Genomic DNA, 12,069 nt, shown 5'->3' on the forward strand with positions numbered 1-12,069 from the left:
GGAACTCCCGGTACAGCCATGTTGGCGACCTGTGACAGCAATCTTGACGAAAACCCCCAGGTCGTTGCAGCCAACTTCGGCAGCGGGGATGACCGATTTGTCATCGGTTGGCACAGTGTCCGAGACGGCAGCAGCGATATTCAGCTGTTGGCTGTGGACGGCAGCGGCACCATGTCCAACAGTTTCCCCGGCTCTCTGTCTGCCCTGACCAGCAGCGGCAACGCCGTCGTGGGCGGAGACTTCCGCTTCGCTTCCCTCAGCGGGGATCATCGCAGCCGCAATGATCTTACCATCGTCTGGAATGAGACTGTCAATGGTGCCGACGGCGCGGTAGATCACGGCATTTTGAAGGCGGCCAAGCTGCGCTATGCCGCAAAAAATACCTACACGCTCTCCGCACCATTGGAACTGGCAGAACTGCCGGATCGCACGCTGGCTGACCACTTTGATGCCTATGTCAGCGGCCCCAATCAGGTGCAGGCCGCCATTCAGGCCACCTTCTATGACGATGAAAACCCGCAGGTAATCGGCAACGTGACCGTTCCGGGTGAGAAAACGATCCTCTATACCGCTACCTCTGATTTTATCACTGATGCGGTTGCAGTGGAACAGATCGGTGTAGATTATGCAACGCTGGCGCTGAACAGCCTGACACCCATTCGCTTTACCATCCGCAACACCGGGCTGAACGATGTGACAAGCCTAACGGTCAGCCTTGGCGGCGGGGAAACCGCCACCCTTACGGAAAAACTGCTGCCCAATGAAAGCACCACCCTTACCGTCTGGCACCATGTGAAGGACCGCGTGACCGACCCGAGCTATACCATCACCGCCGACGCCGGCATCAACGAAACAGGCACAGTGTATCTGGATTATCCCGACATTGGCATCTCGCAAATGGAAGTGATTGCGGAGAGTGCCGGCAAGCGCACGGTGCGCATGACCCTCTATAATTCCTCTGCCGCCACGCTGGCCGACGGAAAGAACCGCAAGGTGAAGATTGCGTTCTATGCGGATGATCTGCATACCAAACATGCAGAGGTAGCCTGCGCCACAAACGGCGTATCGATTCGCGATAATGAAATCACCATTTCCGAAAACAGCGCCCTCGCCCGCATCGATCAGGGAACCTTTACACTGGACCTGACCTATAATCTGGGCAAGTATATGAACTCCATTGGCAAAACCGAGATCCCCAATGTGGGTACCTATCTGTACGCCGAGGCGTGGGCGGAAGGCAAGATCGGTGGAACGGGAAGCAATCAGCGCCTGCCGGAGTATGACGGCAGTGACAGTGAGGCCAGCGTCCATATGACCGGCGCACTGGCCCGCACCGGAGAGAAGCTGACGATGGATGTGACACAGGGGAACGACGGCAACGGTCGCAGCACCGCCGCCATTACCCTGCGCAACAACTGCCTGCAGTCTCAGAATAGCGCAGAACTGGTGGCCACGCTGCTGGATGCTGCCGGGACTGTTCTGGAAACGAAAAAGACCAGTATTGGCGGTGCCATCTCCGGGGAAACCTTCCGGACGGAAACCGTCACCTTCTCCCGGCTTGGCACCCGCGTAGTGGTGCGAGCCGCAGTGCCCGGTAATGACCTTCTGACCTTTGAAGGTCTGGCAGTGGGGCTCGGCGATTTTACCGCCAACGGAACGAACTATACCTATACGCTGCAAAATGATAGCGGAGCAACATCTACGCTAGTCACAGCGGTGTCTGGAAATGGCGAGCCCGTGAGCATCAACGGACAGGCTCTGTCCACCGGCGGCAGCGCAACCGTGGCCATCCCCAACAGCGGCACAACCGACATTGTCGTGGGAATCGGTGCTAAAACTTACACGCTGACGATTCTGCGCAATAGCGGCACAGGCGGCAATCAAGGCGGTGGCGGCAGCGGCTACAGCTACTACACCATCAAGGCAACCGCCGGGGCTGGCGGCTCCATTTCTCCCTCCGGCAATGTCAGCGTCCGTGAGGGCCGGGATCGGACCTTCACCATCACCCCAGACAAGGGTTATGCCGTCTCCAATGTCAAGATCGACGGCAAGAGCATTGGTGCGATGAAGTCCTACACCTTTGAGAATGTCCGCAGAAACCATGCCATCGAGGCCATCTTTATGAAAGCCAACGGCAACCCCCAGACCGGCGTGTTTGTGGATGTAGCCACCGGCAGCTATTATGAGGATGCTGTGGATTGGGCAGTGGAGAACGGCATTACCAAGGGAACCGATGATACCCATTTCTCCCCGGACGGCATCTGCACCCGTGCGCAGGCTGTGACCTTCCTGTGGCGTGCCGCTGGAAGCCCCGCCTCTAAAACCAGCACCATGCCCTTCACCGACGTTCCTGTGGGCAGCTACTACTACGATGCTGTGCTGTGGGCGGTAGAAAACGGCATCACCAAGGGCACCAGCGATACCACGTTCAGCCCGAACATGACCTGCACCCGCGCCCAGATCGTCGCGTTTCTGTGGCGTTCCGAGAAGTCCCCGGCAGCGGGTACAGCCAATCCCTTTGCCGATGTGAAGTCCACCGCCTACTACGCCGACGCGGTACTGTGGGCGGTCAAGGAGAACATCACCAAGGGAACCACCAACACCACATTCAACCCCAATGCGGATTGCACCAGAGCGCAGATCGTGACCTTCCTGTATCGCGCCTATCAGGGCAAATAAGGGGCATCAGCCTATATAATGCAAAGCGAGGCCACCGGAAATTATCCGGTGGCCTTGCGCTCTGCTCATGAACGGTATTTGGTTGATGTCCCTCTGCGGGGGTGCTTTTACATGCCCTGCTTCTTTGCTCCGGGCCGCACCAGAGACACCCGAATCCTGTTCCGCGTTTTCTCGTCGATCAGTCCTGCCGCATACGCCTGCTCGTTGAAATAGCTGAGCCAGATCTCCTCTGCAGCCTGTTTTTTGGCCTGCTCCATACCCTGCATGAAAACTCTCCTCTCTGAGCTTTCTGCTATAATATATATTTACCGAAACTCTCATTTCAGTTTTCCACGCAGACAGATTTTTATGCAATCTTAATCTATCAAATGCAAACAAAAGGAGGGTATCCGATTGGATATTCTCCTTTTATAGCTGCTTATACAGCATTTAAATAATGCGGATGAGACCGCTTTCCTTGTCGTAAGTCAGCTTCGTGCCATACGGCGCGCTGTATGCCGTCATGTGTTCAGCAATCTGCTCAGCTACCTCGGCGGATGCGATCTTCGGCAGACCGCGCTCCAGCACACGCTCGTTCTCCATGGTCAGATCAATCGGGATAAGACCATACGTTACGCTGCCGTCCTCATCACGGTCGATCTGCAGCAGGCAATTCTCCGAGAAGCGGCGCTCGGCGTTGAAGCCGATGAAATTGCCGTTTTTGTCCTTGGCACGGTTGCTGTGCAGATCGGGCGGACGGCTGTCCGCGCCGTAGCCGTATGCCTCGTACATTTCCGGTGCAATGATTGACTCGCCCGCCTCGAACGCCATCAGCAGGCTGCCGAGATTGTAGAAAATTGGCTTACCGTGGTAAATCTCCACGCCGCGCAGGAAGTGTGCACCGTGACCGACCACAACATCCGCACCGGCGTCGATCGCGTCGTGTACAATCTTCTCGATAAACTCAGGCAGCCGAGAGGAATACCAGTTCTCGTTCACACCCTCGTGGGTGTGCAGGCTGAAAACGGTCAGGCCGGAGCGCTTAGACGCATCCGTAACGCTCTTGAGTACCTCTTCCGGTTGACGAACATGCACACATGTGCCTTTTCGCCGCGCTCGATATTCAGGCAGCCCTCAAACAGCGAACCAAAGCGGAACGCATCGCTGCTCTGCGGCGGATAGGTTTCCACGCGGCATCCCTTGTCCATGCTCTCGCGCGTGCCGAGCGCAATGTCGATCTGGTGCAGCTGCTCGAACAGCTCGTCCGGCAGGACGTAGGCGCGCCCCCAACGCAGCGGGTTGGAGCCGGGACGCGGCACGACACCGGCGCCGCTGTCACTCGCGGCAAAGACCTCGGAGCGGGTCGAGCCGGCAGCGACCAGACCGATGCGGCCGGTCGGCGTATCGAGGAATTTTGTCAGGCGCGCCTCGCGCAGGCTGCGGCCTATGCCGCACGCGATCAGATCGTGCACCTCGACGGCGTTCATCGTATCGAGCACGCCCTGCGGGCCGTAGTCGCCCGTGTGGTTGTTGACAAAGCCGACCATTTTCAGGTTGAGGTCAGCAAACTCAGAGAGCGTCGCCGGACGCACCGAGGTCATATAGCCGCGCCCGCAGGCAGGCGGCGTAGTCGGCTCGGGTGTGCAGAACTCTGCGTTGACGAAGCCGCCATCCGCACTCTGCAGACGCTCTATGAGCGTTTTATCCAGTCTTTTTGCCAGATTGCGGCTGGAAAACAGCGCATCACCGCAAACAATAAATCGCATTATTATCTTCCTTTCATCGTGCCGACATGTGCGCGAGGAACTGCTTTGTGCCCTCCTCGCGGGTGTGTTCAAAAACTTCTTCCGGCGTGCCCTGCTCGAGAATATTGCCCGCCGCGAAGTACGCCACGCGGTCGGATACATCACGGGCGAAACTCATCTCGTGGGTGACGATAATCATGGTCAGGCCCTGCTCCGCAATCGAGCGGATAACATCCAGCACGCCGCCGACCATCTCGGGGTCGAGCGCGTAGGTCGGCTCGTCAAGCAGCATGACCTTGGGATTCAGCGCCAGCGCACGCGCGATGCCGACGCGCTGCCGCTGTCCGCCGGAGAGCTGGTGCGGATAGTAGTTCATGCGGTCCGCCAGACCGACCCGGCGCAGCTGTTCCTCGGCAATCTCCTTCGCCTCTGCGGCAGAGCGGCCGCGCACGACTGTCAGACCCTCCATGACGTTTTCGAGTGCAGGAACGTGGACTTGCCGCTGCCCGATGCGCCGATGATGGAAACAACCTCACCGGTTTCCACCGTCAGGTCAACGCCGCGCAGAACGTGGTTGCTGCCGAACGATTTTTCGATCTTCTCCATTTTAATCATTCTGCTGCACCTCCCTGTCCAGAATGTTGAAGCGCTTTTCCAGCTTGTGTACAATAAACTCGATGATAATGCACATCGGCCAGTACAGCAGCGCCAGACCGATATAAACCTCAAAGCAGCGCATATTGTTGCCCGCAACGACCTTTGCCTTGCCCATCATATCCATCACGCCAATGGTAAACGCCAGCGAGGTGGACTTGAGCAGGCTGATGAGGCTGTTGCCCAGGTTCGGGATGGCAACGATCATTGCCTGCGGCAGAATGACGCGGCGCATGGTCTGACCGCCGGTCATGCCGATCGACCACGCCGCCTCGATGTCCTTGCGGTCCACCGACAGGATTGCCGCGCGGATGGATTCTGCCATATACGCCGCTTCGTTGAGCGAAAACGCAACGAATACGAACAGCATGCTCGGAATATCGTTGATGCTGAACTCCCAGCCGAACTTATAGTTGAGGATATTCAACATAACGGGGATGCCGTAGTACGACAGAAACAGCTGCACGAGCAGCGGCGTGCCGCGCATGAACGAGCTGTACAGCGTGGAAAGCTGACTCAGCACGGGGATCTTCTTGATGCAGATGGCTTGAATAGATTCTTAATATTATCACCTTTTAATGCAGAATTGCCCCTGCGAGCTGCTTTCACCTGTCAGGGGGGCTTCTGTGCTGTTTTATCTTTATTGCTTTGCAACTCAGTCCTGCGGAACATAGTCCTCACCGAAATACTTCTCGCTCAGCTTGGACAGCGTACCGTCCTCCTTGATAGCAGCCAGGGCCTTGTCCATCTTGTCGCACAGTTCGGTCTCGTCCTGACGGTACAGAATCCATGCCTCCGGGATCTCGATCTCGTCTGCGTTCGGAATCTCGTAGGTGTTGAACTCGTAGCCGTATTCCTCGGTTACGTTGGTAACGCAGGTCTGGTTGTAGATGCACGCATCGTAACGTCCGTTGTACAGGTCAATGCGTGCTGCAGAAGCGTCTGCATCGGTGTACTGGATGTCAATCGGGTTATCGGCGTGCTCCTTATTGTAGCTCTCCATGAACTGCGCGTTCGCACGGCCTGCGCCTGCCGGAACCTTCTTGCCGCCGAGATTGCCGTTGTCGTCAACGTAGTTGTACGGCTTCGGGGTGCCCGGCACCGCAACGGTAACGGTCTCCGCGCTGCTCGTATTTGCTGCGGTGTCCTGCTGGGTGTCGGCCTCAGCAGATGCGTTTGCACTGCCGCCGCAGGCTGTCAGCGCGGTAACAAGCATCGCTGCAGAAAAAACACCCGCTGCCGCTCTCTTCCATACGCTCTTGTTCATGAAAAAACCTCCTGTTTTGACCTCTCCTCTTTTTTCACTAAGAGAAGTTTCATTTGCAATTTATTTCGTGCTAACGGTATACCGCTTAATTCATACTGTGTTAATAGGATTATGGTGTATTTGTATTTCAGACTCGACAAAATCCTGCTGCAATATACGCTGCAGATTAAACAAATTGCACTTATTGGTCAGCCGAACATAGCATAACGATAATACATAATATTTCCATCGCGAAGCGATTGCACGGCAGACCGTGTTATGATATACTAATCATGATACAACGAACTTTTGAGGTGCAGCATTATGGACATCTTTACAATACGGCAGCTGCTGCGCACAACACGGCTCAGCGACATCCCGCTCCGTGTAACCTTTTACGCGCGCGTTTCGACCGACAGCGATGAACAGCTCAACTCCCTCGACAACCAGATCGGCTATTACCGCGACTATATCACCCGCAATCCGGCCTGGACGTTCATCGACGGCTATATCGACGAAGGTCTGTCCGGCATGACGACCCGCAAGCGCGACAACTTCCAGCGCATGGTGCAGGACGCAAAGGATGACAAATTCGACCTTATTCTCACCAAGGAGATCACCCGATTTGCCCGCAACACGCTCGACAGCATCCGCTACACGCGTGAGCTGCTTTCCGCCGGCGTCGGCGTTTTTTTCCAGAACGACAACATCAACACGTTCGACGAGGACTCTGAGCTGCGCCTCACCATCATGTCCGGCATCGCGCAGGATGAATTGCGTAAGCTGTCGAGCCGCGTCAAATTCGGCCATCAGCAGGCAATCAAAAACAACGTTGTCCTCGGCAACAGCCGTATTTTCGGCTACCGAAAGGACAGCAAGCGCCTTGTCATTGACGAAACCGAAGCACCCATGGTGCGCGAGTTGTTTACACTATACGCCACCGACCATTACAGCATGAAACAGATCGAAAACCTGTTCTGGGAAAAGGGCTACCGCAACCACAACGGCAAAAAAATCGCGCACACCACCATGTCCGGCATGATTTCCAATCCCAAGTACAAGGGTTATTACGTCGGCAACAAGGTTCGCATCGTGGATATGTTCACCAAAAAGCAGAAATTTCTACCGCCCGAGGAGTGGGTGATGTTCAAGGACGAGAGCGGCGAAATCGTGCCTGCTATCGTATCAGAGGAACTGTGGGACGCGGCAAACGCTGTCCTCACCCGCCGCAGCAAGGATGTCAAGCGCAGACAGAACCTTTGCAATCACGATAATCTGCTGACCGGCAAACTGTTCTGCACGCACTGCGGCGCGGCCTACTATCGACGCGATGCCAAAGACCGGAAAGGCAACGTCAACAGCAAGTGGGTCTGCTCGGGCAAGATCAAAAACGGCAAGGACTCCTGCCCTTCCCTGCCGCTGTACGAGCAGGAGCTCAAGCCGGTTTTGATGGATGTATTCAAGGAAGCGGACGTCAACGCCGATGAACTCATTGAACGCTATATTTCCATGTACCGTTCGCTCTGTCAGGACGATACCGGTCTTGCACAGGAGATTGACACACAGCGCACCAGGCGCGACCTTGCCGAAAAGAAAAAGAGCAAGCTGCTCGAGTACAATGTCACCGGACAGATCACGGACGCGGATTTTCTCAAAATGAACCGCCAGTGTGACGAGGAGATAGAGCAGTGCAGCCGCAGTCTCGCTGAGCTTGAGGAGCAGCAGAACTCCCGCGCCGACCTGAACGCACACATCGCGGAGATCCGCCGCGTGCTGCAGGCCGCCCGCGACGATGCGGTGAACGGACTCATCAACCGCGATTTCGTGCAAAAATATATCGACCGCATCTTTGTAACGATCGATAATGATAAAATTCAGCTGCAAATCAAACTTTTCACCAGTGAAAGCACCATGCGGTATCTGGAAAAGCTCGAACGTCGTTCGGGACACACATTCAAGAAGATGATCGAATCCTACGAGCAGAATATGGCAAACCAGGGCTAAACGCTTCTCTTTCCTGCGAAAAAAGGGACACAGAATCATTCCGTGTCCCTTTACTTATGCTTTCTCTGCCTGTCTGCGGAACAGCTCATCAAGTGTTCTGCCGCACTTGTCTTTCCATTTCATCCAGCCGTTCGCGCTTGCGCCCAAAACGAAACAGGCCGCCGCACTGGGCGAGGAAAAACGACATGGATTTGCTCAGATAATGCTTGTTATCCTGATAAACAATATCGTTTTCCGATACAAGTCAATTTCTATCCATCCGAACAGTGCAAAGCCGCCGCTTCACAGGGAAACGGCGGCTTTTTACTCTTGCTCAGGACTCTCTCCAGTCCGTGAAAATACGCTCTGCATCAGACGCGCTTGCGCACGCGAGCAGCTTGTCAGCCAGTTCCCTGCATTTGTCGTAGGAGTGCTTTGCAAGGTCTGCCTTTGCTGCCAGCATTGCGGATGCCGACATGGACAGATTGGTCACGCCGAGACCGCACAGCACCGGCGCCATGCCGGCCGTGCCTGCCATCTCGCCGCATACGCCGACTTCGATACCGTTCTCGTTCGCTGCTTTGGCCGTCATGGCGATCAGGCGCAGCACGCCCGGATGAAGCGGACGGTACAGGTAGGAAATCTTCTCGTTGATGCGATCCACCGCGCAGGAATACTGAATCAGGTCATTCGTGCCGATCGAGAAGAAGTCAACCTCCTTCGCCAGTACATCCGCGCAGACAGCCGCCACCGGAATCTCGACCATAATGCCTACCTTGACGTTCGGGTTGAAGGGTACACCTTCCGCGGTCAGCATGTCCTTCGCCTGCTCGAGCACCTGCTTTGCATCACGCACCTCATCCACCGACGAAATCATCGGGAACATAATGCGCAGATCGCCGTACTGCGCGGCACGCAGCAGCGCGCGAAGCTGAATCAGGAACAGCTCCGGCTGATTCAAGCAAATGCGGATCGCGCGGTAGCCGAGGAACGGATTCTGTTCCTGCTCCAGCGCCAGTGCGGGCACTTCCTTGTCGCCGCCGATGTCCAGCGTGCGGATGATAACCGGCTTGCCCTGCATGATCTCACACGCCTTCTTGTAGGCGGCGAACTGCTCTTCCTCGCTCGGCAGGTCGGTACGATCCATGAACAGGAACTCCGAGCGGAACAGGCCGACGCCTTCACCGCCAAGCTCCGCTACGCGGACTGCGTCATCCGGCGTACCGATGTTGCCCTCGATAATGACACGGCGGCCGTCCGAGGTCGCGCCCTCCTTATCCTTGTACTGCGCGAGCATGGCACGATGCGCCGCATCTGCCTTCTGGCGCTCCGCAAAGTCGGCAAGCGTCTGCTCATCCGGCTGCGCGACTACTTCACCTGCCGCGCCGTCGATCAGCAACAGGTCGCCGTCCGCGATCTCGTCCGCCTTTTCGCCGGCACCGACAATCGCCGGAATACCCATCGAACGCGCCATGATCGCCGAATGGCTCGTGCGGCCGCCGATCTTCGTGATAAAACCGGCAACCGGCTTGCCGCCGATCTTCGCCGTGTCGGACGGTGTAAGGTCGTTCGCAACAATAATGCACGGCTCAGTGATCGTGTCAATCGCGTTGTCCGCAATGCCCTTCAGATTCTTAATGACCCGCTGAGAAATATCACCGATGTCTGCTGCACGCGCCTGCATATATTCGTCGTCGAGCGCGCGGAACATCGCCTGAAAGTTCTCGCAGTTGACAAAGCACGCGTACTCCGCGCAAACCTTCTCATCCGTTACAATGTTTGTCATACCCTCGACAAAATCAGGGTCGTCGAGCATCATCAGATGCGCATCAAAAATTTCCGCTTCAGCCGCACCGATATTCTTTTCCGCATCGTCACGCAGCACTTCGATCTGCTGCTTGGCTTTTTCCACTGCGTCGAGAACGCGCTTGCATTCGGCTTCCGCATCGGCAACGGTCTCCTTAACGACCGAAAGATCTTCTTCCTTGATAACGAGAGCCTTTGCCTTCGCCAGACCCTCCGAAACGCCGATAGCCTTGAATTTAACCATGGGGTTTTCCTCCGTTTTTACGATTGTATTTTTATACAAATTTCGCAACCAAACCTATATTATATTGTACAACATCCCTATACTTTCGTCAAGCAAATAAAGTTTTTTCTGCAAATCGACATTTATTTTTGGAAAACGAGTGCCGTACTTGAGATTTGTCTGCTATAATAGAGGCATTCCACACTACTTCTACTGGAGGAAGGATAATTATGGCTAATCGCTGCACTCGTATTCCCGAGATCATGTTTCCGCGTGAAGGCGTGGACCTGTCCAAGTGGGCAGTCATCGCCTGCGACCAGTACACTTCTCAGCCGGACTACTGGGCCGAGACTGATAAGACCGTCGGTGACGCACCCTCTACCCTGCGTCTGACCCTGCCGGAGGTTTATCTGGAGGACGCGGACGTTGCTGCCCGCACGGAGAAAATCCATCAGACCATGCAGCAGTATGTGCAGGACGGTACGCTGCGCACCCTGCCCGCCGGCGTCGTTCTGACCGAGCGCTGGTCCGGCGGCTCCTGCCCGCGCCGCGGCATCGTGCTGTCGGTCGATCTGGAAGCGTATGAATACACGCCCGGTTCCGCATCCCTCATCCGCCCGACCGAAAAGACGGTTGTCGAGCGTATTCCGCCCCGTCTCAAGGTTCGTCAGGGCGCGTGCCTGGAGCTGCCGCACATTATGATCCTGATCGACGATCCCGACCGTCAGATCATCGAGCCGCTGTTCGAGCAGACCGCCTCTTATGACAAGCTGTACGATACCGACCTGATGCAGAACGGCGGCCATATCACCGGCTGGTTCCTGCCGAACGGTCCGGAGACCGAGGTCATCGAGGCCAAGCTCGAAGCACTCTGCGACCGCGAGACCTTCAACAGGAAGTACGGCTGCACGGATGCACAGGCGCTGCTGCCGTATGCAGTAGGCGACGGCAACCACTCCATGGCCACCGCAAAGGCGTACTGGGAAGAGGTCAAGAAGGGCCTGACTGCCGAGGAGCAGGAGAACCATCCGGCACGTTTTGCACTCGTTGAGGTTGTCAACATCCATGACGAGAGCCTGATCATCGAGCCGATCCACCGTGCTCTGTTCGGCGTAGACGCAGATGAACTGCTCAGCGCGCTGACCGACTTCTACAACGGCGAGGGCTGCAAGGCTTACGTTGCTGACGAGGCTCCCAAGAGTGAAAACGCGCACTTCTTCCCGTTCTGCTCGGCGAACAAGTCGGGCGTGTTCGTTGTCGAGAACCCGAAGTGGGCCATTCCGGTCGCTACCATCCAGACCGGTCTGGACGCTTATCTTGAGACCCACACCTCTGCGAAGATCGACTACATCCACGGCACGGACGTTGTTGTTTCGCTGGCTGAAAAGCCGGGCAACCTCGGCTTCATCCTGCCGGACATCGCTAAGAACGACCTGTTCCGCGGCGTTGTTTTCGACGGCGTTCTGCCGCGCAAGACCTTCTCCATGGGTGAGGCGCACGAGAAGCGCTACTACATGGAGGCCAAGACCATCGTAAAGTAAAGGCAACACCGCACAATTAACGCGGCGGCTCCTTGTGCAGGCTCCGGTCGCACTGCCGCGGTGCTTTGCGGAAATTTTATGTCCTAACTTTGGCTTCGGTTCCTTGCGCGAGTTCCGTCCGCGCTGCCGAAGTTTCACGGTAATACATCAAGTATTACCGCAAAACTGTGCCTCGTCAGTACGCAAAATTTACTCGCAAATCACTCTTGTTCA

The 12,069-nt window shown here is 56.1% G+C and carries 9 protein-coding genes and 2 pseudogenes; 3 read left to right on the forward strand and 8 right to left on the reverse strand.

What is annotated here, in order from left to right; translation table 11 throughout:
• Nucleotides 1–2,679, forward strand: a 2,679-nt coding sequence (locus ACWVX6_RS10260; protein ID WP_455153085.1) for an S-layer homology domain-containing protein, incomplete at its 5' end; no start/stop codon positions are given.
• Between the two features lie 107 nt (nucleotides 2,680–2,786).
• Here the strand turns inward: ACWVX6_RS10260 and ACWVX6_RS10265 are convergent.
• The 6 genes and pseudogenes from ACWVX6_RS10265 to ACWVX6_RS10290 form a co-directional block, all read right to left on the reverse strand.
• Nucleotides 2,787–2,945, reverse strand: a complete 159-nt coding sequence (locus ACWVX6_RS10265) for a hypothetical protein (RefSeq protein WP_455153086.1) — start codon at nucleotides 2,943–2,945, stop codon at nucleotides 2,787–2,789.
• Nucleotides 2,946–3,108: 163 nt separating this feature from the next.
• Nucleotides 3,109–3,753 carry a CapA family protein gene (locus ACWVX6_RS10270; RefSeq protein ID WP_455153087.1) on the reverse strand — a complete coding sequence of 215 codons (645 nt, stop codon included), beginning with the start codon at nucleotides 3,751–3,753 and terminating at the stop codon, nucleotides 3,109–3,111.
• Complete coding sequence (locus tag ACWVX6_RS10275) at nucleotides 3,687–4,424, reverse strand: CapA family protein (protein ID WP_455153088.1); 738 nt, start codon at nucleotides 4,422–4,424, stop codon at nucleotides 3,687–3,689. The genes ACWVX6_RS10270 and ACWVX6_RS10275 overlap by 67 nt, the downstream gene beginning before the upstream one ends.
• A gap of 13 nt (nucleotides 4,425–4,437) precedes the next feature.
• Nucleotides 4,438–5,018 (reverse strand): annotated as a pseudogene (locus ACWVX6_RS10280) (amino acid ABC transporter ATP-binding protein).
• A complete protein-coding gene (locus ACWVX6_RS10285; RefSeq protein WP_455153089.1) occupies nucleotides 5,011–5,580 on the reverse strand; it encodes an amino acid ABC transporter permease in 570 nt (189 codons plus the stop codon). Before ACWVX6_RS10285 ends, ACWVX6_RS10280 begins: the two are co-directional and overlap by 8 nt.
• Nucleotides 5,581–5,712: 132 nt before the next feature.
• The gene (locus ACWVX6_RS10290) at nucleotides 5,713–6,324 is read right to left on the reverse strand and encodes a transporter substrate-binding domain-containing protein (RefSeq protein ID WP_455153090.1); all 612 of its coding nucleotides are present in this window, start codon (nucleotides 6,322–6,324) and stop codon (nucleotides 5,713–5,715) included.
• 303 nt (nucleotides 6,325–6,627) lie between these two features.
• On the opposite strand from ACWVX6_RS10290, the gene ACWVX6_RS10295 reads away from it, so the two are divergent.
• Nucleotides 6,628–8,307: a recombinase family protein gene (locus ACWVX6_RS10295; RefSeq protein ID WP_455153091.1), complete on the forward strand. Its 1,680-nt coding sequence runs from the start codon at nucleotides 6,628–6,630 to the stop codon at nucleotides 8,305–8,307.
• 54 nt (nucleotides 8,308–8,361) lie between these two features.
• Here the strand turns inward: ACWVX6_RS10295 and ACWVX6_RS10300 are convergent.
• Nucleotides 8,362–8,478: pseudogene (locus tag ACWVX6_RS10300) on the reverse strand (DUF4357 domain-containing protein); the annotation flags it as partial.
• A 142-nt stretch (nucleotides 8,479–8,620) separates the two neighbouring features.
• Nucleotides 8,621–10,336, reverse strand: coding sequence for a phosphoenolpyruvate--protein phosphotransferase (gene ptsP / locus ACWVX6_RS10305; RefSeq protein ID WP_455153092.1), 1,716 nt, complete (start codon nucleotides 10,334–10,336; stop codon nucleotides 8,621–8,623).
• Between the two features lie 209 nt (nucleotides 10,337–10,545).
• Between ptsP and ACWVX6_RS10310 the strand changes: the two genes are divergently transcribed.
• The gene (locus ACWVX6_RS10310) at nucleotides 10,546–11,856 is read left to right on the forward strand and encodes a DUF1015 domain-containing protein (RefSeq protein WP_455153093.1); all 1,311 of its coding nucleotides are present in this window, start codon (nucleotides 10,546–10,548) and stop codon (nucleotides 11,854–11,856) included.
• Nucleotides 11,857–12,069: the final 213 nt, after the last annotated feature.

It is taken from the genome of Butyricicoccus sp., assembly GCF_977037065.1.

Excerpts from the sequence above, each read along its gene's own strand:
- ACWVX6_RS10265 (WP_455153086.1), bottom strand. The coding sequence starts at position 2,945 with ATGCAGGGTATGGAGCAGGCCAAAAAACAGGCTGCAGAGGAGATCTGG.
- ACWVX6_RS10275 (WP_455153088.1), bottom strand. The coding sequence starts at position 4,424 with ATGCGATTTATTGTTTGCGGTGATGCGCTGTTTTCCAGCCGCAATCTG.
- ACWVX6_RS10290 (WP_455153090.1), bottom strand. The coding sequence starts at position 6,324 with ATGAACAAGAGCGTATGGAAGAGAGCGGCAGCGGGTGTTTTTTCTGCA.
- ACWVX6_RS10295 (WP_455153091.1), top strand. The coding sequence starts at position 6,628 with ATGGACATCTTTACAATACGGCAGCTGCTGCGCACAACACGGCTCAGC.
- ptsP (WP_455153092.1), bottom strand. The coding sequence starts at position 10,336 with ATGGTTAAATTCAAGGCTATCGGCGTTTCGGAGGGTCTGGCGAAGGCA.
- ACWVX6_RS10310 (WP_455153093.1), top strand. The coding sequence starts at position 10,546 with ATGGCTAATCGCTGCACTCGTATTCCCGAGATCATGTTTCCGCGTGAA.